The sequence below is a fragment of the Pseudomonas sp. NPDC089743 genome (assembly GCF_044748785.1).
GTDB lineage: Bacteria > Pseudomonadota > Gammaproteobacteria > Pseudomonadales > Pseudomonadaceae > Aquipseudomonas > Aquipseudomonas putida_X.
Genome location: NZ_JBIVGS010000013.1, coordinates 70016 through 92425, shown reverse-complemented (window position 1 = coordinate 92425; position 22410 = coordinate 70016). Strand labels below are relative to the sequence as shown.

The 22410-nt window shown below is 62.7% G+C and carries 18 protein-coding genes, 1 pseudogene and 2 riboswitches; of the genes and pseudogenes, 13 read left to right on the top strand and 6 right to left on the bottom strand.

The genetic code is table 11. The features are described 5' to 3' along the window. The first annotated feature begins 61 nt into the window (after positions 1 to 61). The 4 genes from ACIPZC_RS20170 (at position 62) to ACIPZC_RS20155 (ending at position 5175) form a co-directional block, all read left to right on the top strand. Positions 62 to 742, top strand: coding sequence for a C39 family peptidase (locus tag ACIPZC_RS20170; protein ID WP_241803528.1), 681 nt, complete (start codon positions 62 to 64; stop codon positions 740 to 742). Positions 743 to 774: 32 nt separating this feature from the next. After that, on the top strand, positions 775 to 1518 hold the full coding sequence (locus ACIPZC_RS20165; RefSeq protein ID WP_400629066.1) for a hypothetical protein: 744 nt from the start codon (positions 775 to 777) through the stop codon (positions 1516 to 1518). A gap of 46 nt (positions 1519 to 1564) precedes the next feature. Next, the gene (locus ACIPZC_RS20160) at positions 1565 to 2845 is read left to right on the top strand and encodes a hypothetical protein (protein WP_241803530.1); all 1281 of its coding nucleotides are present in this window, start codon (positions 1565 to 1567) and stop codon (positions 2843 to 2845) included. Positions 2846 to 2979: 134 nt separating this feature from the next. Continuing rightward, positions 2980 to 5175: an LTA synthase family protein gene (locus ACIPZC_RS20155; protein WP_400629064.1), complete on the top strand. Its 2196-nt coding sequence runs from the start codon at positions 2980 to 2982 to the stop codon at positions 5173 to 5175. Between the two features lie 33 nt (positions 5176 to 5208). Here ACIPZC_RS20155 and ACIPZC_RS20150 read toward each other — a convergent pair whose 3' ends face one another. After that, positions 5209 to 6534, bottom strand: coding sequence for a sigma-54 dependent transcriptional regulator (locus ACIPZC_RS20150; RefSeq protein WP_241803532.1), 1326 nt, complete (start codon positions 6532 to 6534; stop codon positions 5209 to 5211). 341 nt (positions 6535 to 6875) lie between these two features. Here ACIPZC_RS20150 and ACIPZC_RS20145 point away from each other — a divergent pair, with 341 nt between their 5' ends. Then, positions 6876 to 7142, top strand: a complete 267-nt coding sequence (locus ACIPZC_RS20145) for a hypothetical protein (protein ID WP_400629062.1) — start codon at positions 6876 to 6878, stop codon at positions 7140 to 7142. Positions 7143 to 7256: 114 nt separating this feature from the next. Here the strand turns inward: ACIPZC_RS20145 and ACIPZC_RS20140 are convergent, their stop codons facing one another. The 4 genes from ACIPZC_RS20140 to cobW form a co-directional block, all read right to left on the bottom strand. Then, positions 7257 to 7847 (bottom strand): VWA domain-containing protein, encoded by a 591-nt coding sequence (locus tag ACIPZC_RS20140; protein ID WP_400629157.1) that lies wholly within the window; start codon positions 7845 to 7847, stop codon positions 7257 to 7259. A 77-nt stretch (positions 7848 to 7924) separates the two neighbouring features. Next, complete coding sequence (locus ACIPZC_RS20135; RefSeq protein WP_400629060.1) at positions 7925 to 8926, bottom strand: ATP-binding protein; 1002 nt, start codon at positions 8924 to 8926, stop codon at positions 7925 to 7927. 1 nt (position 8927) lies between these two features. Further along, positions 8928 to 12689, bottom strand: a complete 3762-nt coding sequence (gene cobN, locus ACIPZC_RS20130) for a cobaltochelatase subunit CobN (protein WP_400629058.1) — start codon at positions 12687 to 12689, stop codon at positions 8928 to 8930. A gap of 3 nt (positions 12690 to 12692) precedes the next feature. Next, positions 12693 to 13760, bottom strand: coding sequence for a cobalamin biosynthesis protein CobW (cobW, locus tag ACIPZC_RS20125; protein WP_241803537.1), 1068 nt, complete (start codon positions 13758 to 13760; stop codon positions 12693 to 12695). 98 nt (positions 13761 to 13858) lie between these two features. Next, a riboswitch (cobalamin riboswitch) is annotated at positions 13859 to 14069 on the bottom strand. A 625-nt stretch (positions 14070 to 14694) separates the two neighbouring features. Between cobW and ACIPZC_RS20120 the strand changes: the two genes are divergently transcribed. From ACIPZC_RS20120 to ACIPZC_RS20085, 8 genes are all read left to right on the top strand, one after another. Then, entirely contained in the window at positions 14695 to 15099 is a 405-nt protein-coding gene (locus ACIPZC_RS20120) for a hypothetical protein (protein WP_400629056.1), read from the top strand. Positions 15100 to 15121: 22 nt separating this feature from the next. Next, positions 15122 to 15347: riboswitch (cobalamin riboswitch) on the top strand. Between the two features lie 108 nt (positions 15348 to 15455). Beyond that, positions 15456 to 15641, top strand: a complete 186-nt coding sequence (locus ACIPZC_RS20115) for a CbtB-domain containing protein (protein ID WP_400629054.1) — start codon at positions 15456 to 15458, stop codon at positions 15639 to 15641. A gap of 9 nt (positions 15642 to 15650) precedes the next feature. After that, positions 15651 to 16358, top strand: a complete 708-nt coding sequence (locus ACIPZC_RS20110) for a CbtA family protein (RefSeq protein ID WP_400629052.1) — start codon at positions 15651 to 15653, stop codon at positions 16356 to 16358. A 17-nt stretch (positions 16359 to 16375) separates the two neighbouring features. Further along, positions 16376 to 16768 carry a cobalamin biosynthesis protein gene (locus ACIPZC_RS20105; RefSeq protein ID WP_400629155.1) on the top strand — a complete coding sequence of 131 codons (393 nt, stop codon included), beginning with the start codon at positions 16376 to 16378 and terminating at the stop codon, positions 16766 to 16768. A 31-nt stretch (positions 16769 to 16799) separates the two neighbouring features. Next, on the top strand, positions 16800 to 17552 hold the full coding sequence (gene cobM / locus ACIPZC_RS20100) for a precorrin-4 C(11)-methyltransferase (RefSeq protein WP_400629050.1): 753 nt from the start codon (positions 16800 to 16802) through the stop codon (positions 17550 to 17552). A 66-nt stretch (positions 17553 to 17618) separates the two neighbouring features. Beyond that, positions 17619 to 17861 carry a DUF1272 domain-containing protein gene (locus tag ACIPZC_RS20095; RefSeq protein WP_400629048.1) on the top strand — a complete coding sequence of 81 codons (243 nt, stop codon included), beginning with the start codon at positions 17619 to 17621 and terminating at the stop codon, positions 17859 to 17861. 225 nt (positions 17862 to 18086) lie between these two features. Beyond that, positions 18087 to 18701: a response regulator transcription factor gene (locus tag ACIPZC_RS20090; RefSeq protein WP_241803542.1), complete on the top strand. Its 615-nt coding sequence runs from the start codon at positions 18087 to 18089 to the stop codon at positions 18699 to 18701. A gap of 13 nt (positions 18702 to 18714) precedes the next feature. Further along, the gene (locus ACIPZC_RS20085; RefSeq protein ID WP_400629046.1) at positions 18715 to 21990 is read left to right on the top strand and encodes a transporter substrate-binding domain-containing protein; all 3276 of its coding nucleotides are present in this window, start codon (positions 18715 to 18717) and stop codon (positions 21988 to 21990) included. Here the strand turns inward: ACIPZC_RS20085 and ACIPZC_RS20080 are convergent. Continuing rightward, a pseudogene (locus ACIPZC_RS20080) lies at positions 21965 to 22396 on the bottom strand (methyl-accepting chemotaxis protein); the annotation flags it as partial. The gene ACIPZC_RS20085 and the pseudogene ACIPZC_RS20080 overlap by 26 nt on opposite strands. Positions 22397 to 22410 lie beyond the last annotated feature (14 nt).

Below are 22410 nucleotides of genomic sequence, written 5' to 3'. Positions count from 1 at the left end.
GCCTGGAGGCCCCCTTCGGGGGGCCTCCTCTTTCTAACAAGAAAAACAGGGGGCATCGAACATGCGCATGATCGCCTTGGCAATGTTGCTGAGCATGGCCGGTGTAAGCGAAGCAGCCCAGATGCCATTGTCCGTGCTACCGGGTGGCGCGGTGATCTACAAACCCATCCAGAGCATCCGTGAGCGCAAGTTCGCTGACCTGGTACAGCAGAAAACCGACTTCAGTTGCGGTGCAGCCTCACTGGCGACGATCCTGCGCCAGGCCTACTGGCTGGACGTCGACGAACAACACGTCATAGAAGGCATGCTGGCACACGCTGACCAGGACCTGGTCCGCACCCAAGGTTTCTCGATGCTCGACATGAAGCGCTACGTAGAAAGCCTGGGCATGCGTGCTCGCGGCTATCGGGTAGCCCCGGACACCTTGCACAGTATCCGCATTCCGGTGGTCGTGCTGATGGACATCCGCGGCTACAAGCACTTCGTAGTGATGCAGAAAGTCGACAAGGGCTGGGTCTACATCGGCGACCCGGTACTGGGGCACAAGCGGTTCAAGATCGATGACTTCATCAAAGGCTGGAACGGCATCATCTTCGCCGTCATCGGCCAAGGGTACGACAAGAGCAACATCTTGCTCGATCCGCCGCTGCCGCTGAGCGCCAAGAACCGTGTCAGCAACTTCACCCCGGTGCAAGACGCCGAGCTGATGGACTTCGGCTTCATTCAAAGCGACTTCTTCTAACGACAATGGGCAAGACGCTCCGGGAGCAACCCATGAAGACCTCAATCTGGCTGGCCGCCACTTGCATGGCCGCCAGCCTTGCGACACAGGCAGAAACGTTCAAACCGATCGAGTTGAAGGACCAGGAACTGGCCAACCTGCGCGGGCGCTACGTAATGCCGGGGCGCATCGTCAGCTTTGGCATCGTCATGACCAGCACCTGGCAGAACGCCAACGGTGAAGTGATCGGTGCAACTTCGGCGATGCAGATCCAGCAGTCGACCATCAAACCGCAGTTCTATGTATCGATGATCAATGAAAAAGGCACAGGCAGACCCCAGTCGGGCAGCACCGGTACCGGTACCGTCACCGGCGGTGCCGGCCTGAACACCACCGAAGGCGTGACCCAGGTCGTGCGTGCTGCCGGCGATTACAACACCGCCCATAACAATGTCGATATCAACGTCACCAAGGCCAACCAGGCGCCGACGACACAGCCCCAAGGGCAGGTCCTGGCTGCCGGCTCTACGCTGGTCGGCGCCAATGGCGCAGGGTCGCTGAGCGTTACCTCCAGTGGCCGCGGCGTGCAGCTGAGCATCATCGCCGGCAACAACCAGGGCAACACCCTGCAGCGCCTGGGGCAAGGCGGCCTCATGCAGAACACTACCCTGCTCGGAAGCAGCAACCGGGTCAGCAACCTGACGTCGCTCAATGTGGTGCTGCGTGACGCGCCCACAGCCGGATCGATGGCCCCCAACCTTGATCAGCTCAAAGGCCTTCGTAATCTCGGATACTGATCTACGCTCAGTCTCATCGTATGTAGTCAGAAGGGACGGCTAACCCATGCACCGTTTGTTGACGTTCAGAGCTATCGTTTGTTTGACAACCTTGGCCCCGGCCACTCTGCTACAGGCGGCAACCGACCCACAGGTCGAAACCCTCAAACAGGAACTGATGGCGCTCAAAGAGCGCTACGAAGCCCAACAGAACGCACTGATGGTACTCGAGCAACGCCTGCGCCAGGTGGAGGAAGCGCCGCGAGCGCCAGCGCCCAAGCGCCTGACAAAGTCCCCTGCAGAGGGCGTCAAGGGCGGGCAAACCGTGGCATCGGGCGCACCGGGGACCACCGGCAGTTCCTATGGCCAATCGCTGCAGGACGATTCGGAACCTGCGCAAAGTGTCTCCAACCTGTATGACGAAGCCAGCGGGTTCTTTGGCGGCGGCAAGTTCAGTATCGAAACCGGCCTGACCTACACCCACTACGACACGCGCGCCTTGACCCTCAACGGCTTTCTCGCCCTCGATTCGATCTTCCTCGGCAACATCAACATCGACCGCATCAAAGCAGACAACTGGACGCTGGACCTGACGGCACGCTACAACGTCGATCAGCGTTGGCAGTTCGACATCAACGTTCCCATCGTCTACCGCGAATCCACCTACTCTTCCGGCGGCGCAGGTGGCGCTGCCGGTGTCAGCTCCGATGGTACCGTTACCCGCGACCCGGCCCTGGGCGACATCAACGTCGGCGTGGCCTACAAGTTCCTGGATGAGTCGGAGAACTGGCCCGACGCAGTGGCCACCTTGCGCATCAAGGCGCCCACAGGCGACGACCCCTACGGCATCAAACTCATCCCGGTTGCCGGTAATGACAACCTGGCTGTCCCGGAGGACCTGCCAACCGGCAACGGCGTCTGGGCAATCACGCCCGGCATCTCGCTGGTCAAGACCTTCGACCCAGCCGTGTTGTTCGCCAGCCTGTCCTACACCTACAACATGGAGGACTCGTTCAGCGACATCAGCCCCACGGTCAACACCAAGGTGCCTGGTGACGTGAAACTCGGGGATTCCTGGCAGATCGGCGGGGGCATCGCGTTCGCCTTGAACGAGAAGATGAGCATGTCGTTCTCGGTCACCGATCAGTTTTCCAGAAAAAGCAAGATCAAACCTGACGGCGGTGACTGGCAGTCGATCACCAACAGCGACTACAACGCGGCGAACTTCAACATCGGCATGACGTTCGCAGCCTCCAACAACCTGACCATCGTCCCGAACCTCGCCATCGGCCTGACCGATGACGCCCCGGACTTTTCCTTCAGCCTGAAATTCCCTTACTACTTCTGACGCCACTACTCACCGGGCTCCCTGCGGGCCCGGCTTTTGGTTACAAACCTCGTAATACGCCGCCTTGATGCCCCCGCCCTGCTATGATTGCTCACACATTTGTGACGCTTTAACGGCAATCAAGGAAAGTTTTCGTGAAAAACCTGCACGGCCATCCGCATACCCGGCTCGTAGCCCTCGCGACCCTGGTACTGGTGATCCCCCTGGCTGTGCGTACCCTGTTGGGGTGGTCCAACCCGCTGGGCTATCTTTCGGATCTTGCCTTGGGCAGCCTGCTGGTGCTGCTGTTGCACCGTAGGCCCGGGTGGCTGGCAGCACCGGTGCTGCTGGCGTGGGCTGCATCATGGATCGCTTCGGCGGAGCTGGTCAGCGCAGTGGGCCGGCTGCCAACAAGTGCCGACCTGAGCTACCTGTTCGATGCACAGTTCATGGAAAACTCCACCGCCGGTGGCCTTGCCCATGCCTGGCTACCCTGGGCCATGGGCGCCGGCCTGCTGGTTTGGGCGCGCACTGCCTGGCGCAACCGTGCAACGCCTGGCGCACCGCTGGGGCTCAAGGCGCTGGCCATCCCGTTGGCGCTGTTTGGTGTGCACTGGGGCGCTCAGCATCTGCTACCGTCCGACGCCGAGCAGTGGCGCCAGTACAACCTTCCCCACCAGCTCATGTCCGGTGGCGTCGGTACGCTGCAGCGCGAGGCACTGAGCTGGGCCGGGCAAGCGCAACCAATTACCCCCCTGCCCAGTGCCGGCCTGACCCAGTCCGACCTGCACGGCCAGAAGCTGCCAAGCGGCCGTGCCCGCAACCTGCTGGTGATCACCCTCGAAGGCATTCCGGGGGCCTACCTGCAGCCCAACCGTCAGGCTCTGCACAGCCGTTTCAACGAAAACCTGATGCCCAACCTCAGCCGCTGGGCCGAGCGAGGGATGAACACGCCAGACTACGTATTGCACACCCACCAGACCATTCGTGGCCTGTATGCGATGCTTTGCGGCGATTACGACAAGCTCGCCAACGGTACCCCGAAGGGGATGGAACTGCTCACCCAGCACCAGCGTAATCAGGCTTGCCTGCCAGCCCAACTGCGCCAGGCCGGCTTCACCACGCATTACCTGCAAGGCGCTGGCCTGCGCTTCATGGCCAAAGACCGCATCATGCCGCACATCGGTTTCGACTCGGTGCACGGCCAGGAATGGTTCAGCAACGAGAACTACCTGCAATTCCCCTGGGGCAAGGACGACCGCGCGTTCTTCGAGGGCGCGCTGGACTACGTTGGCCAGCTCAGGCAACAAGACCGTCCCTGGATGCTCACCCTGCTGACCGTGGGTACCCACCAACCCTATTCGGCACCCGCTGAGTACCTGAAGCGCCATGACACAGCCAAGCAGGCCGCGGTGGCTTATCTGGATGACGCAGTCGGTGCCTTCCTCGACAACCTCGAACGCCAAGGCGTGCTCGAAGACACCCTGGTGGTAGTCACCTCGGACGAGTCCCACGGTATCGACGGGGTGCGGCTTGCCTCCGCTTGGGGCTTCAACCTGACATTGGCTCCGGAGCAGGCGCAGCTGCCTCACATCAAACAGGGCACCTATGGGCATATCGACCTGGCGACGTCCTTGCTCGATTATTTCGCCTTGCCAATTCCCGCCGCCCTGGGCGGCCGCTCGCTTTATCGCGATTACGATACCGGCCGCGAGATGATTTCCTACACCAACGCGATGTTGCGCTACCACGATGGCCAGGGCGTGTTCACCGAATGCGACTTCCAGCAGCGCTGCCGCCGCTACGCCAGCGAGGGCTTCATCGCCGAAAAGGCCAAATACCTTGGCGCTGGCGACAGCCGACTCGGCGCTCAACTCGGCGCCCTCGTCGGCGTGCTCGATCAGTCCTTGCTGCAAACGCCGCTCAACCTGCGCTATCAGTTCGGTGGGCCCTCGCCCATCCAGCTGCAGGCGCGAATTCATGATGACTGGGCCGATAACCTGATTGGCGCCCAGTACCTGGAGATGCCGGGGGGGTCACGCACGCGGGTGAAGGTGAAGGTACGTGCACTCGACCCACGGCATGCAGCCTACATTCGGCTCAAGGCCAAGGAACGGGAACAAGATGTGCCACTGGGCCTGCCCGAGGAAATTCGCGTGACTGCCGCTGAACCGCTGGAGATGGAGTTCGGCTTCGACAACCCCACGCAGCGCAAGGCGTTCTCGTTTCACCTGTTGGGGTACGGCGCAGGGGAAGTCGAAGTCAGCGATTTCAGCGTGATCACCGCGCTGCCAGGGGAAGATGAAACGGTCGAAGAAGGTCCGGACGCGCATATCGCTCAGTCGAGCTGATTGGCTCTGGGGTCAGGCGCCGCTGGGACAGGTTCAGCGAATCTGATGCTTGTGCAACAGGCGGTAGAACGTAGGCCGCGATATCCCGAGCACCTTCGCGGCAAAGCTCAAGTTGTTGCTGTGCCTGTTGAGCACATCACACAACGCCTGACGTTCTGCCCGATGCTTGTAGTCTTCCAGGGTACCCAGCGGCAGGTCTTCCTGTTCCACCACATGCAGGCCCAGGTCTTGGGGCTCGATCTGGCGCCCTTCTGCCAGCACCAGCCCACGACGCACCCGGTTGGCCAGCTCCCGTACATTGCCCGGCCAATGATGGCGGCCCATCGCAGCCAACGCGTGATCACTGAATGTGCGGGGCCTGCGGCCTGTTTCCAGGCTGTAGAAATGAGAAAAATGGTTAGCCAGCATCGAAAGGTCACCATGCCGGTCTCGCAAAGGCGCGGTCACCACCTGCAGGACATTGAGCCGGTAGTACAGGTCCTCGCGAAAGCGGCCTTGTTCGATGGCACGCTCCAGGTCCACGTGCGTGGCCGCGAGCACCCGCACATCGACCGGGATCGGCTGGCTTCCACCTACCCGTTCGATATGCTTTTCCTGCAGAAATCGCAGTAGATTGGCTTGTAACTCCAACGGCAAGTCACCAATTTCGTCGAGAAACAAGGTGCCACCATGGGCCGCTTCGATACGCCCGACCTTACGCTGATGGGCGCCTGTAAAAGCGCCTTTCTCATGCCCGAACAGCTCCGACTGGATCAGGTGCTCGGGTATAGCACCGCAATTGATGGCGATGAACGGCATGTCGCAGCGCTGCGACTGGCGATGCAGGGTGCGCGCGACCAGTTCCTTGCCGGTACCGCTTTCCCCGCGAATCAGCACGGGTGATTCGGTGGGTGCCAGCTTGCCCAGCAGTTTGCGCAATTCAAGAATCGGCCGGCTGTCGCCGAGCAACTCGTCCTTGAGGCCATCGATCGGCACCGCCCCCTTGCCGCGCAAGCGCGCCATGCCGAACGCGCGTCCCAAGGTCACCAGCACCCGTGAGACATCGAACGGCAAGGTATGGAAGTCGAAGAACCACTCGCAAACGAAGTCACCCACGTTCTGCATTCGCAGCTGGTCGGCGTCGAGTACCGCGATCCACTCGGTGTTGCTGCGCTTGATCATGTCCTTGACCGCATCGGGGTGTCGCAAATGCGAATCCTGCAAGCGCAACACGCCGATATCGCAACGGTGCTCCAGCGCCAGGTCAAGGCTACAACTGTGCACATCCCAGCCGGCGCTCTCAAGGCCTGGCAGCAAGCGGTGGCAAGCGTCGCAGGGGTCGACGATAAGCAAGCGACGAAGGGATGCGGTTTCGTGCATGACCGTTCCTTGGCGCCAGATTATGGTTTTTTACGAGAAAACAGTAAGTTGCGGCGCCCATTTAACAGTAGCAACGAACTTGACGCTGCCCACTACCGTCTGTCCGCCCATTTCCGACGGTTTTTGCGCGCTCGGGAATTTTTCATAATAAATGGCGTCACAGCCGGCGCAGGAAACAAAAAACGTGTGGGCCGTAAAAAATTTACAGCCACTGTGTGACTTCACCCCTAACTTGGAGCATCAGTACAAGTAACCCCGCGCTGCAAATCGCCACTACCTGAGCGATGGTGCAGTTAAGCGGACTTGAATTTCGATGTTTGGGACCATAGAGAGACCGAACCATGAATGCCCCGCTCCGTGTCAACGAAGCACTGCTGATCGCCGACCACGCCTTCGAACCCTTCCAGTGCGTCGCCTGGGATGCACCCAATGGTACTGGTGAGCTGAGCCTGGCAGTGATCGACCGGACCAGCACCCGTATCGGCAGCAAGCAAGTGTCTTCGCGAACCTATTCCGACCCGGCCCAGTGGGCCAGCCTCATCGAGGAAGTGCGCGCCGAACTGTGCCAGAAAGGTTATGCTCTGCAACCCTGGTCGATGCCGAAGTAATATCAGCGTTCGCCTGCAAGTGCGTGCTTGGCACGCACTTGGGCAACTTTTCCAGTGCCAGTCAGGCAACTTTTATAACTGCGACAAAGTGTCACTCCGCCCTCGCGCAGTTCATCACTGTTTGAGCCTGAAGTGCTCGATATGCTGATAGTCCGCTTGTAATTGCGTGGCTATCTGCCGTGCACGCCCCAGACGAACCGGCGCCATTTCCATGTCGACCAACAGCGTGGCGCAGGGCATCGGCTGTAGATCATTCGAGCGCTGCAGACGTCCATCGGTGAACACCAGGCAGCGCTGCTGCTCTTGCGGATGGGCTTTTTGCCGTGCGTGCAACCAGCGTCTGCCTTGCTCCAGGGCTGCAACCAACGGTGTACCGCCGCCAGCACCCAACGCGTTTAACCAAGGTTGCAGCGACGCTGAGGCTTTCAGGCCGTGGCGCTGCCACTGCGGTGCACCGCCACTGGCTGTGAGCAAGGCTAGCCGGGCGCGCTGGCGATAAGCCTGATCGAACAACTCTGCCAGCAGCCCTTTACTCTGGGCCAGTGCCTGATGCCGGCGGGTCGAGGCCGACGCATCGACGATCACCAGCCACAGCTCGGCAGCACGGCCCTGGCGCTGTTGCCAGCAAAGGTCCTCGGGCAGGCGTGGGCGCCCCTTGAGCAACGTCGAAAGCCAGGCAACCCGGCCTTTTCCCCCACCCCGCACGCGACCACGGCTGGCACCACTGAGTTTTCCGACCCGGGGTAAGGCATCCGTCACGTTGGTGCCTGACGGGCGGATGCTCAGGGCTTTTTTGCCCAGTTCGGTACCTCGCGCCGGGCGCCGCTGGCCACGGGCTGCGCAGGCAGCGCGCCCCAGTCACCCTGCCCGCTCTGGCTATCTCCATCGCGCCCACCTGCCTGTGGGGGCGCGGAGGGAGGAGCAACCTCAGGCGGTACTTTGCGTCGATGGCGCAGCGCAAATTCTGCTACTGCTTGGATATCGATCTCTTCGATCGCCCCCGCGCCGCGCCAGGCACAGTGGGCGCGGGCGGCACGTAGCCACACCAGGTCGGCTCGCATGCCATCGACCCCCGCGGCGAAGCAACGCTCGGTAATCCAACCCAAGGCGCGGTCGTCCAGCGCGATCGCAGCAAGGCCTTGGCGCGCCACCTGGCAGCGCGCCCGCAATTGCGCCTGGGCAGCGGCCCACTGTTCACAGAACGCCAGCGGGTCGCTGTCGAATGCCAAGCGGCGACGAATGATCTGCTGGCGCGCTTGCGGCTCTGGCAGTCCGTCCAGCACCACGTTCAGGCCAAAACGGTCAAGCAACTGCGGACGCAACTCGCCTTCTTCGGGATTCATGGTGCCGATCAGAACGAAACGGGCACTGTGGCGGTGGGAAATACCGTCACGTTCTATACGGTTGGTGCCGCTGGCAGCCACATCGAGCAGAAGATCGACCAAGGTGTCGGGTAGCAGGTTGACCTCATCGACGTACAGCACGCCGCCATCAGCCTGGGCCAGCACCCCGGGCGAAAATTGCGCCTTGCCCTGCCCCAGTGCTGCATCGAGGTCGAGCGTGCCGACCAGCCGTTCTTCGCTGGCGCCCAGTGGCAGGGTGACAAACGGCCCCTCACCGAGCAGGTCGGCCAAGCCGCGGGCCAGGGTACTTTTGGCCATGCCACGCGGGCCCTCGATCAGCACACCACCGATCTTCGGGTCGATTGCGGTCAGGCACAGCGCCAGCTTCAGGTCGTCTGCACCGACCACCGCCGCCAAGGGAAATTGTACGGGCTCATTCATTTCAAGCTTGTTCCTCGCCGTCGAGCAACTGCTCCTCGAGGGCTTCGCGGTAGTCACCAGGTGCTTCCCAGAGCCCGCGCTGCTGGGCCTCCAGCAAACGCTCGGTGAGGTCTCGCAAAGCCTCGGGGTTATGCTCACGCATGAAGTCGCGGGTCGCCGGGTCGAGCACATAGGCATCGGCCAGCGACTGATAATGATGGTCATCGATCAGGTGCGTGGTGGCATCGAAGGCGAACAGGTTGTCGACCGTCGCCGCCAGCTCGAAGGCGCCCTTGTAGCCATGGCGCTTGGCCCCGTCGATCCATTTGGGGTTGAGGGCACGGGCGCGAATGACCCTGTTCAGTTCCTCTTTGAGGGTACGGATGCGCGGCCGGTCGAGCTGGCTGTGGTCGCCGTGGTAACTGGCGACCCCCGCAGCGGACAAGGTTTCCGACGCCGCCAGCATGCCACCTTGGAACTGGTAATAGTCGTTGGAATCGAGCAGGTCATGCTCATGGTTGTCCTGGTTCTGCAGCACCGCCTGAACCTGGCCCAGCCGCCTGGCGAACTGGGCACGCGCCGGGGTTCCTTCGTCACTGCCACCGTACGCGTAGCCGCCATGGTTGAGGTACACCTCGGCCAGATCCTCCCGGCTATGCCAGAGGCGGCCATCGATTGCATTCTGCACCCCGGCCCCGTAGGCGCCGGGCTTGGCGCCGAATACCCGCCAACCGGCCTGGCGTGCAGCCTGTTCGGCCTCAACGCCCTCGGCCTGCAATGCCGCGCGCTCGGCACGCACCCGCGCCGCCAGGGGGTTGAGGTCTTGCGGTTCGTCCAGTGCGGCTACCGCCTGCACCGCCGCATCGAACAGGCGGATCAGGTTGCCGAAGGCGTCGCGGAAGAACCCCGAGACGCGCAAGGTCACGTCCACCCGAGGGCGATCGAGCAGGCTCAACGGCAGGATCTCGAAATCATCGACACGCTGGCTACCGCTGGCCCACACCGGGCGCACGCCCATCAGCGCCATGGCCTGGGCAATGTCGTCACCGCCGGTGCGCATGGTCGCCGTGCCCCATACCGAAAGGCCAAGCTGGCGCAGGTGGTCGCCGTGGTCCTGCAAATGCCGTTCGAGGATCAGATTCGCTGAGGCGAAACCCAGGCGCCAGGCAGTGGTGGTGGGCAGGTTGCGTATGTCCACGGTGTAGAAGTTACGCCCCGTGGGCAGCACATCCAGGCGGCCGCGGCTAGGGGCTCCGCTGGGGCCAGCGGGCACGAAGCGCCCCGCCAAGGCGGCGAGCAGGCCATTGATCTCGGCCGCCCCGCAGGCGTCCAGGTCTGGAGCTACCTGCTCCTGTAATGCCTGTACCACCTGATGGACCGGCTGCCACTGCGCCTCGTCGGGCAATTGCAGCGTACCGCCCAAAGCGTGCTCGATCACCTGCAGTGCCAGCAGTTCAAGGCGTTCCCGGGTGTCGCCACAGGTACGCCACAGCGCGTCGCTCACCCCCTGCAATAGCGCCGGACGCGGCCCCGCCCAGTTTTGCCCAAGGTCACAGTCCAACGGGTCGAAGCCCAGCGCCAAAGCCTTGGCGAGTGTACGCAGCAAACTGGCGTTACCACCCCGACCATCACCGCGCTCGACGCGCAGCAAAGCCAGCAGGGTGTCGATCCGCAGCCGTGCTTGCGGCGACTGGCCGAACACGTGCAAGCCATCACGGATCTGTGACTCCTTGAGGTCGCACAGGTAGGTATCCAGGCGTGGCAGCCACACGGCAGCGTCGTCCAGCTGCCCTTCCAGTTGCAGCTCGCGGTCGATGTGGTTGGCCTTGACCAGCTCAAGAATATCGCGCTGCAGTTCACGGGCGCGGCGGGGGTCGAGCATCTGCGCTTCGTAGAACTCGTCTGCCAGCTGTTCAAGATGTCGCAACGGGCCGTAGGTTTCGGCTCGGGTCAACGGTGGCATCAGGTGGTCGATGATCACAGCCTGCGTGCGACGCTTGGCCTGAGCGCCCTCGCCTGGGTCGTTGACGATAAACGGGTAGATGTTCGGCAGCGGGCCAAGCAGTGCATCCGGCCAGCACTGATCGGACAGGCCGACACCTTTGCCGGGCAGCCACTCCAGATTGCCATGTTTGCCCACATGGATGACCGCATCGGCGGCGAAGGCGTGGCGCAGCCAGAAATGGAATGCCATGTAGCCATGCGGCGGAACCAGATCCGGGTCGTGGTATACGGCACTGGGGTCGACCTGGTAACCGCGGGCCGGCTGGATGCCGACGAACGTCAGGCCATAGCGCAGCCCGGCCACCATCAGGCGACCGCTGCGGTACATCGGGTCTTGCTCCGGCGCCCCCCAGCGTTCCAGCACGGCCTGGCGGTTGGCTTCGGGCAGGCGCTCGAAAGCAGCCTGATAATCCGCCAGGCTCAGGCTCTGGGTGCAGGGGCGCTGGTCGAGGTGATCGAGGTCATTGGTGACGCCGCCGAGCAGCTGGTGAATCAGTTGGGTGCCGCTGTCTGGCAGTTCGCCCAGCGGGTAGCCTTCAGCCTGCAGCGCCTTGAGAATGTTGAGCGCCGCTGCGGGGGTATCGAGGCCAACGCCATTTCCGATGCGCCCGTCTCGGGTCGGGTAGTTGGCCAGCACCAGCGCAACGCGCTTTTGCCCATTGGGCAGGCGCGCCAGCTCCACCCAGCGCCTGGCCAGCTCGGCGACAAAATCCATCCGCTCTGGATGGGCGCGGTAGCACACCACATCAGACTGGCTGCGCTCACTGCGCCAGGCCATGTCCTTGAAGCTCACCGGCCGCGTGATGATGCGCCCGTCCAGCTCGGGCAAGGCAATGTGCATGGCCAGGTCGCGAGCGCCCAGGCCCTGCTCGCTGGCTTCCCAACCGGGTTGGTTGTCCTGCGCGCAAATCGCCTGCAGCACCGCAATGTCACGGCGAAACGGCCGCAGGTTGGGACGCTCCGGGCTGGACATGGCAAAGCCCGTGGTATTGATCAGGACCTCGGCCCCCACTTCGTCCAGCCAGTTTTCGACCTGCTCCAGGCAGGCGCTTTCCTTGAGGCTGGCAACGGCGATCGGCAACGGATTGAGGCCCGCCGCCTGCAGGCGCTGGCAAAACACGTCGATGAAGGCGGTATTGGCGGCCTGCAGGTGCGAGCGGTAGAACAGCAGTGGTGCTACCGGGTGCTCCGGGTGCCACTGGCCGAACCAGTCCTTGAGGGTCGCAGTGGGGGTGCCGGGGTGATACACCGACGTGCGTGGCAACGGTTGCGGTGCATCCCAGCTGTAATCGCGGCCCAGCCACTGGCTGGCCAGGTACTTGAACAGGTTGATGGCATTGGCCTTGCCCCCTTGGCGCAGGTAATGCCAAAGGTGCTCGGCTGGCTCCCCGGTGATGCTGCCAAGCCCGGTCAGCTCCGGGTCGGGGCGGTCGTCACCGGGCACCAGGATCAACTGCACCCCGCGCGAAGCCAGTTCGACCAGCTGTTGCACACCATAGCGCCAGTAGCCCACCCCACCGTGCAGCGACACCAGGATCACCTTGGCGTGGCGCAGCACCTGGTCGACATAAAGGTCGACGGAGGCATGGTTCTGCACCTGCATGGGGTTGGCCAGGCGCAGGCTGGGGTAGTCGTCCGGCAGTTGCTCGGCGGTTTCAGCGAGCAATGCCAAGTGCGAGTCGCCGCTGCAGAGAATCACCAGCTCGGCGGGTGTCTGGCCGAGGTCGGCGATGCTGTCGTCCGGCACGAAACCGCCGGGCTGGGTCCGCAGCAAGTGCATGGGTCAGGCGCCCAGTGCCTGGCGCAGACGTGCTTCCAGCTGTGCGGCGTCAAGGTCTTGGCCGATCAGCACCAGGCGGGTGACGCGCGGCTCATCGGCACGCCAGGCGCGGTCGAAGTGCTTGTCGAAACGGGTACCTACGCCCTGCACCAGCAGGCGCATGGGCTTGCCAGGAATGGCTGCGAAGCCTTTGGCACGGAGGATGCCGAATTCCACCACCAGTTGGGTCAGGGCGTCGAGCAGCAGCGCTTCGTCGGCCTCCGGCAAGTCGATGGAGATGGAGTCGAAGGCATCATGGTCGTGATCGTCGTGGTCTTCGCCGTCGTGATGCGAATCATGGTGGGTGCGGCGGCCATCGATGTGCGCTTCGGACTCTGCGCCGACGCCCAGCAGCACGTTCAGCGGCAGGCGGCCGCTGCTGGCCTCGACTACCTTGACCGCGGGCGGCAATTCTTCGGCCACTTCAGCGCGGACTTTCGCCAGGCCTTCGGCGTCGATCAGGTCGGCTTTGTTCAGTACCACCAGATCGGCACTGGCCAGTTGATCGGCGAACAGTTCGTGCAGCGGCGACTCGTGGTCCAGGTTGGGGTCGAGTTTGCGTTGGGCGTCGACCTGGTCTGGGTAGGCGGCGAAGGTACCGGCGGCGACAGCCGGGCTGTCGACCACGGTAATCACCGCGTCGACGGTGCAGGCGTTGCGGATTTCCGGCCACTGGAAGGCTTGCACAAGGGGCTTTGGCAGTGCCAGACCGCTGGTTTCGATGAGGATATGGTCGAGGTCGCCACGGCGCGCCACCAGTTCACGCATGACCGGGAAGAATTCTTCCTGAACGGTGCAGCAGAGGCAGCCGTTGGCCAGTTCGTAGACGCGGCCGCTGGCTTCTTCTTCGGTGCAGCCGATGCTGCATTGTTTGAGGATTTCGCCGTCGATGCCGAGTTCGCCGAACTCGTTGACGATGACTGCGATGCGGCGGCCTTGGGCGTTGTCGAGCATGTGCCGGAGCAAGGTGGTCTTGCCCGAGCCGAGGAAGCCGGTGACGATGGTGACGGGGAGCTTGGCCAGTGTTTTCATGTCGCGTTGCCCTTGGCAGGATGGCGCGGGCATGCGGGACGAAAGCCGCGGTCGGACCGGCCGGGCTCGTTCGCCACCGGATCACCCCGCCCGGTTGATAGTCGAAAACGTTGCGAGGCAGGTCTCCTGGCTTGCACCGTTGCGGCCCTTTCGATCAAGGGGCTGGCGGGATGACGCCTTCCCGCGCTCAGGCGCAGTGGCTGTGTCGATCCGTTACCGGTGCTTACAGTTGCGGGGGCAGCCGCGGCTTGTACCGCGTTCCCGTCTTAGCTTCGGCCTGGCCGAAGAACCTCGAAGCGGCAAGGCTACGCGGGGGGTGGCAGGTGGTCAACTGTTGACGCGCCCGTCCCCACCCCTACGCAATGAACCAAGCCCAACCCCAACCCCTGCTCTTGCTCTTGCTCTTGCTCTTGCTCTTGCTCTTGCTCTTGCTCTTGCTCTTCTAGCGCGCAAGTGCAGGCACCGCAGATTGCGACTTCAGGAGGCCGAGCGCAGGCCTTGCGGAGGGAGGTGACGGGCATGGATGCCCGTCAAGCGCTTCGGCCCATGGATGGGCCGTGAGCGCGGTCCTCCCGGGAGCAAGGCCGGAGCGAGGGAACCCCGAAGCGCAGCGTAGGGGCCGGATGATAGGAGCCAGCCTTTTTTGGTTACTTTTTGGGGCGTTTGCCAAAAAGTGACCCGCCGTAAGGGCGGAAAGGTGAGTGAGCGTCGCCATAGCAAATGGATATGCCCAGATGAATCAAAACCCCAGCATGAGCTTGTGGCTTGTGGCTTGTGGCTTGTGGCTTGTGGCTTGCGGCTTGCGGCTTGCGGCTTGCGGCTTGCGGCTTGCGGCTTGCGGCTTGCGGCTTGCGGCTTTCAGCTAGCGTGATTATCCATTTGCCGGGGCGGCGCTGAATCACCTTTCCGCCCTTACGGCGGGTCCCTTTTTGTCTTGGCAAAAAGGAACCAAAAACCGCCCGCTCCCATCATCCGGCCCCTTCGCTTCGCTTCGGGGTTCCCTCACTCCGGCCTTGCTCCCGGGAGGACCGCGCTCACGGCCCATCCATGGGCCGAAGCGCTTGACGGGCATCCATGCCCGTCACCTCCCTCCGCAAGACCTCCGTTCGGCCTCCTGAAGTCGCAATCTGCAGCGTCTGATCTACCGCGCACTGAAAAGCAAAGGCAAGAGCAAAAGCAAAAGCAAAAGCAAAAGCAAAAGCAAGGCAACGGCAACGGCAACGGCAACGGCAACGGCAACGGCAACGGCAACGGCAACGGCAACGGCAACGGCAACGGCAACGGCAACGGCAACGGCAACGGCAGGGAAATCGTGGCATGCGATAAGGGCTGCGATTGACGCAAACCCTGCCCCGTGCTCTCCTTGCACCTTACGTTCAGGTGCCCCCTTTGGGGGTGAAACGGGAAACCGGTGCGTCGCAGGCCCTCGATCAGGGCCGGACAATCCCGGTGCTGCCCCCGCAACGGTAAGCGAGCGAAGCGTCTAGACCACTGTGCCACGCCATCCGGCATGGGAAGGTGACGCTTTACCAGGAGCCCTGCTCCTCCTCGCAAGCCCGGAGACCGGCCTGGCGTTCATGAACACCCCGCGGTGGGCGGGCGCTGTCGCATTTCTCTGGGCCACCCAAGCCCGGGGCTGCCGCGCTTGCCTGTTGCTCAATAAGCACAATGCCCCACAAAGCAGAGGAACGCGTCATGCCCATCACCAGCGCCAAACACGGTATCGCCACCCCCGTCATCCTCAGCCAGCGCGTGGTCATCGCCACCGCTGCCAGCCTGTTGGGCCTGTGCCTGATCTACTTTGCCGGCTTCTCACACATCGAGGCGGTACACAACGCCGCCCACGACACCCGCCACAGCGCCGCATTCCCTTGCCACTGAGACCGCCCCATGATCAAGCGCATCGCCCGCACCGCAGGCTTCAGCGGCCTGCTCGCAGCCTTGTTGTTGACCCTGCTGCAAAGCTTCTGGGTCGCACCGCTGATTCTTGAGGCAGAAACCTATGAATCGGCAGCCCCCGCCGCCGAACACCACCACGATAGCCAGGCAACCGCCGGGCATGAACACGCCGCGGCGCACGAGCACAGTGCAGAGGCGTGGTCACCGGAGGACGGCTGGCAACGCATCCTCTCCACCACCGGAGGCAACCTGGTCGTAGCCGTCGGCTTTGCCTTGATCCTTGCCGCGCTGTACAGCCTGCGCGAACCCAACCGCGTCACCACCGGCGCATTGTGGGGCTTGGCCGGCTTCGCCGTGTTCTGCCTGGCACCCACCTTGGGCCTGCCGCCAGAGCTACCAGGCACCGCCGCGGCAGACCTCGGCCAGCGCCAGAGCTGGTGGATTGGCACGGCCGCCGCAACCGCATTGGGGCTTGCTTTGCTGGTGTTCGCGCGTCATTGGCTGCTCAAGGCCTGCGGCGCCGTGTTGCTGGTAGTCCCGCACGTGATCGGCGCTCCGCAACCCGACGTTCACCAAAGCCTGGCCCCAGAAGCGCTGGAAACCCAATTCAAGATCGCGTCGTGGGTAACCAACGCTGCCTTCTGGTTGGCGCTGGGCCTGCTCAGCGCCTGGTTGTATCGCCGCTCCAGCCAGGCCTGATGGCAAGCCAATGCACACTGCCGGCGCTCTACGCCGGCTTTGGTTGCCGCCGGGGCTGCCCGGTGGAGGCCCTCGACGAACTGCTATACCAGGCACTGCACAGCCATGGGCTGACGCTGGCGGCGCTGCGAGGCATCGCCAGCATCACAGCGAAAGCGGACGAACCCGGCCTGCGACAACTCGCCGAACGTCACAACCTGCCCCTTTTGGTGTTCGCACCCTCGCAACTGCAGGCATACGAGCCGCAACTGAGCCACCGCTCTGCGGTAGCATTCGCCCACAGCGGTTGCTGGGGCGTGGCGGAGAGCGCAGCCCTGGCCCTGGCCGATCATGAATGTGGCAACGCCGCGCTCGTGATCACGCGGCAAACCCTTAACGGCGCTACCCTCGCCCTCGCCAGCGGCGGATAATTGTTTCACCATTCACCTGCAAGGATTTTCCATGACGGTCTACTTCATCGGCGCCGGCCCAGGCGACCCGGAATTGATCACGGTCAAAGGGCAGCGCCTGATTCGTCAGTGCCCAGTGATCATTTACGCCGGCTCGCTGGTGCCCGCTGTCGTGCTCGAAGGGCACCAGGCCCAGACCGTGATAAACAGCGCCGAACTGCACCTGGAGCAGATCGTTGCGGCCATGCACGCGGCCCATGAACAGGGCCAGGATGTCGCCCGTGTCCACAGCGGCGATCCCAGCTTGTATGGTGCCATCGGCGAACAGATCCGCCACCTGCGCGAACTGGGCATCGACTACCAGATCATTCCGGGTGTAACCGCTACCGCCGCCAGTGCCGCTTTGCTGGGCTGCGAACTGACCCTGCCTGAGGTGGCGCAGACGGTCATCCTGACCCGCTACGGTGACAGCTCGCCCATGCCGGCAGGCGAGCAACTGGCCGACCTGGCACGTCATGGCTGCACCTTGGCGATCCACCTCGGGGTGAAACACCTGGCTCGAATCGTCGATGAGCTTGTTCCTTATTACGGCGCAGACTGCCCGGTGGCCGTGGTGCATCGGGCCACCTGGCCCGATCAGGACTGGGTACGGGGCACCCTCCACGATATCGTCGAGCAGGTAGCCGCGAAGGGTTTTCGTCGCACCGCGCTGATCCTCGTCGGGCATGTGCTGGGTGATGCGCCGTTCGCCGAATCAGCCCTGTACCGTGCCGGGCATGCGCACCTCTATCGCCAGGGCAGTTGAACATTGCCAAGCCGATCCCCGCCATAGCAGACTCCAGGCTCCATCCCGCGGACCGGAGTCGCCCCCATGCTGGAACTACGTCCCAATTGCGAATGCTGCAATGCCGATCTGCCGGGCGACAGCCCTGACGCGCTGATCTGCTCGTTCGAATGCACATTCTGCAAGCGCTGTGCACAAACCCACTTCCAGGGCCGCTGCCCCAACTGCTCAGGCCAATTGGTCGCACGCCCCACCCGGGTCGGCACCGCCTTGCGCAACAACCCGCCTGCCACAGCGCGCGTGCTCAAGCCCCACGCCCGCTGTGGCTGAGTAACCTGCAGCCCCAAGCATCGTCGAAACATACCCCGGCGATGCTTGTTCTCAGCCGATTTTGTAGGACTTTTCAACAAAGTCGTCCCCCTTACTCAACACATCTATACTCGCCATTACCAAGGAACCGGAATGGACGTATCGTGCTGCGCTGCAGAAAGACCTTGCAGACGTATTCCTGATTAGCCTTAGGAAACGGACCACATTCCGACAGGAGTTAGCATCATGACAACCGTGCTGATCGTTGACGATCACTCTACCGTTCGATTTGCGCTGCGCATGCTGCTTGAGCGCGAGCGCTTCAAAGTTGTGGGTGAAGTCGACAACGGTAGCGAAGTGGCACAGGTAGCACGCAACCTGCGCCCCGATGTGGTAGTGCTGGACATCGGGCTTCCCGGCCTCGACGGTATGGAAGTCATCAAACGCCTGCAGCAGCTTGAACACGCGCCCAGGATCATGGTCCTGACCGGGCAGGCCTCGGAACTGTACGTACGCCGCTGCCTGGACGCCGGTATCGGCGCTTTCGTAACCAAAGATGAAGATCTCGATGCCGTCGTCTTTGCCATGAAAGCCCTGGTCAAAGGGTACTCGACCTTCCCGCAGATGTCGGTGAACAGCAACACGCTGGACAGCGAGCAAGGGCGCCTGAGCAGCCTGTCGAATCGGGAGATGGAAGTGCTTCGGCGCCTGGCCCGTGGCGAGAACAACAAGAACATAGGCCATTGCATGAACCTCAGCGCCAAGACCATCAGCACTTACCGTGGGCGCATCATGGACAAGCTCAAGACAGAATCATTGGTAGAAATGGTCGACCTGGCCAAACGCAACAACGTCAACTAGGCGCATGATCGGCATGAGGTGCGTACTGCTGGCACTTTTGCTGGCCATTGGCATGGGTGGCTCGGCGCTCGCCACACCGGCAGATGTGGAAACGCGGCAGTTGTTGGCGCGTTCTGTCAGCACCGCTTCACCACTGCAACTCGATAGCCAGGACCGCCACTGGTTGCAGCAGCGCAAAGTCCTGCTGCTGGGCAGCTCGCGTCCCGATTACGCACCGTTCGAGATCAATATCAGCCCGACCGACTATGAGGGCTTGAGCGCAGATTATGCCGGGCTCATCTCCGAACTTCTGGGAATACCGGTCGAGGTCAGGCGCTTTCCCAGCCGCCATGCCGCGATCGCAGCCTTGCGCGACGGCAAAATCGATTTGCTGGGCAGCTCCAACGGTTTCGAAGCGGCCGATGCCCAGTTGAGCCTGAGCCAGCCCTATGCAGACGATTTGCCAGTCATCGTGACCCGCGAAGGGCGCACCCTTAAAAACGACATGGACCTGACAGACCTGCGCCTGGGCATGGTCGATCACTACCTGCCGAGTGAAACGGTCCGTGCGCTCTACCCCAACGCACAGTTGAGCCTCTATCGCTCGACCCTGGCTGGGCTGGCGGCGGTGGAAACGGGCGAGGTGGACGCCTATCTCGGGGATGCCATCAGCACTGACTTTCTGATTGGCAAAAGTTACCAGGGTACGGTGAAGATCGACCATTTCTGCCGTGGGCCAGCGGGCACCTTTTCCTTCGCCCTCGCCGATGACAACCCGCGCCTGCGCCGGCTGATCGACATGGCCCTGGCAAGAATCACAGAAAGCGAGCGTTTGAACATCCTGCGCCGCTGGACCAGTGGCAACACCAGCCTGTTGCTCGAACGCCATCTGTCAGCCCTTACCGCTGAAGAACAGGCGTGGATAGAGCAGAACCCCACCGTCAGCGTGCTGGTCGACACCGCACTTGCGCCGCTGACCTTCAACGATGCCAAACAGCAACCCAGCGGGATTACCATCGACCTGCTCAAGCAGATCACCCTGCGCACCGGGCTGACATTCAAGCTCATCGAGCGCAACGCCGTGCAGACCATGATCGAGCAAGTGGCACGGGGCGAGGCGCAAATGATCGGGGCGCTGGGCTATGGTGCGCAGCGCCAGACGCAACTGCGCTACACCCGCCCCTATCTGGTCAGCCCGAGGGTTCTGGTCACACGCAGCCAGGCGCCCTGGCCGCCACAGTCACGAACTCTGGAAGGCCAACGTATCGCCCTGCTGCGTGGCTCACCCCTGCGAGCAGAAGTGCAACGCCAGCACCCCAAGGCGGTAGTGGTGGAAGTGAACAACCCGCTGGGCTTGATGGAAGCCGTTGCCAACGGCAACGCTGACGTCGCTTACAGTAGCCATATCAACGCCAAGTACTACATTACCCATGTCTTCAAAGAGCAGCTACGCATAGCCACTGTGCTGGGTGATGACCCGGCGACAGCGGCATTCGCCGTGGCCCCTGACCAGCCGCAGTTGCAGGCCATTCTCGACAAGGCCCTGTTGAGCATTCCTCCCGAAGAACTCGACCAATTGATCAATCGCTGGCGTATCAGCACGGTGGTCAGCGACAGCCCGTGGCGCAACTACCGGACACTGGCATTGCAGGTGCTGGTGCTCTCTGCACTGCTGCTGGCCGGCGTGGTGTTCTGGAACAGTTACCTGCGCAAGCTGATAAATCAGCGTACTGAGGCACAACGCGCGTTACAGGCGCAATTGACCCTGAGCCGCGGCCTGCTCGAACAGTTGCGCCAAGCCAAGGACGATGCCGAACGGGCCAGCCATACCAAAAGCACGTTCCTGGCGACCATGAGCCACGAGATCCGCACCCCGATGAACGCAGTCATCGGCTTGCTCGAGCTCGCGCTGGAAGATAGCCGCAAAGGCCACTGCGATGCTCAGGCCCTGCAGACCGCGCACGATTCGGCCGTGGGTTTGCTGGGTTTGATTGGCGACATCCTGGATATTTCCCGCATCGAATCTGGCCACATGACCCTGCAGCCTGAGGCCACCGACCTGGTCGAACTGGTGCGCAGCACCGTGAGGGTCTTTGACGGCAATGCGCGGGTCAAGGGGCTGAGCCTGCATTGCTTGCTACCAGAAGGGCCCGCCTGGGTGTTGGCAGACGCCCTGAGGATCAAGCAGATTTTCTCCAACCTGTTGAGCAATGCGATCAAATTCACCGACCGCGGGGAGGTTCACGTAAGCCTGGCCGTCGAGCGGCTAACCGCCGGCAACAGCGCGCACATCCAGTTGTGTGTGCGCGACACCGGCATCGGCATTGGCTCGGCAGACCAGGCTCGCCTGTTCAGCGCCTTTGCCCAGGCTGATGGCCCACGGGCGCGGCAGGGAGCCGGGCTGGGGCTGGTGATCAGCCGCACGCTTGCCAACCTGATGGGCGGTACCCTTGACCTGCAAAGCGTCGAAGGCGTAGGCACCAAGGTATCGGTCAAGCTGCAACTGCCAACGTGCGAAGCACCCGCACCGGTAGAGCCCGCCGCACTTGGTCAAGGCGCTGAAAGCGGCCCTCTGAACATTCTGGTGGTGGATGACTACCCGGCCAACCTGCTGCTGCTGGAGAAGCAGCTCGATACATTGGGCCATCGAGTGACGGTGGCCGAAAATGGCCAAGCGGCCCTGGCCCTTTGGCAGGCTGAACGCTTCGACCTAATCATCACCGACTGCAGCATGCCGATCATGGACGGCCATCAATTGGCACGCAGCATTCGCGCGCAGGAGCACGAACGGGGCCTGCCTGCCTGCACCATCCTTGGGGTCACCGCCAACGCCCAGACCCAAGAGCATGAACGTTGCCTGGCCAGCGGCATGGACGACTGCCTGTTCAAACCGGTCGGGCTCAGTGCCCTGAAAGCCCATTTGCCGCAAGGCCAGGCCACTTCGACTGCACCACAGCCGAAGGCAAGCGGCCTTAACCTGGACGAGTTGCACCACCTGACCCAGAACGATGATCAGCTTGTCCGGCGCCTGCTTCAGCAGCTTACGCAAAGCGCCAGCGAAGACCTCGCCGCGCTGCGCGGCCTGGGTAGCGAAGCGGACGGTGATGCGGTGCGCGCTGTCGTACACCGTATCAAGGGCGGCGCCAAGATGGTCAAGGTGCGCGGCGTGGTCAAGGATTGCGAAGCGATCGAACAAGCCTTGGCGCAGGGCGTGCCCACCGAGGCGCTGTGCCTGCAACTGGAAACCAGCCTGCAAACCCTGCAGCGCGAACTGTCCGACGCGCTCAGTGCAATTGCAACGTCGAATTGATCTGGCTGATTGCATCGACCACGTGGCGCGACCCCTGCTGGATCTCCATGATCACGGTACCTGCCTCGTTAGCCAGGGCAACCCCTCGTCCCGTGCGCGTCAGGCTCGATTGCATACTGGCCACAGCCGTGAGCGAAAGGTCATGGTTCTGCCGCACTACGTCGACGATCTCCAGAGTCGCCTTGCTGGTCCGGGCGGCCAGGCTGCGCACTTCGTCCGCCACCACGGCGAAACCCCGCCCATGTTCACCGGCACGGGCCGCCTCGATCGCAGCATTCAACGCCAGCAAGTTGGTCTGATCGGCAATGCCGCGAATGGTCAGCACAATCTGCCCGATGACGTCCGATTGCTTGCTGACGGCATCGATGCTGCGCGCCGCGTCGTTGAGCTCCGCAGAAATCTGCTCGATCACTTGCACGG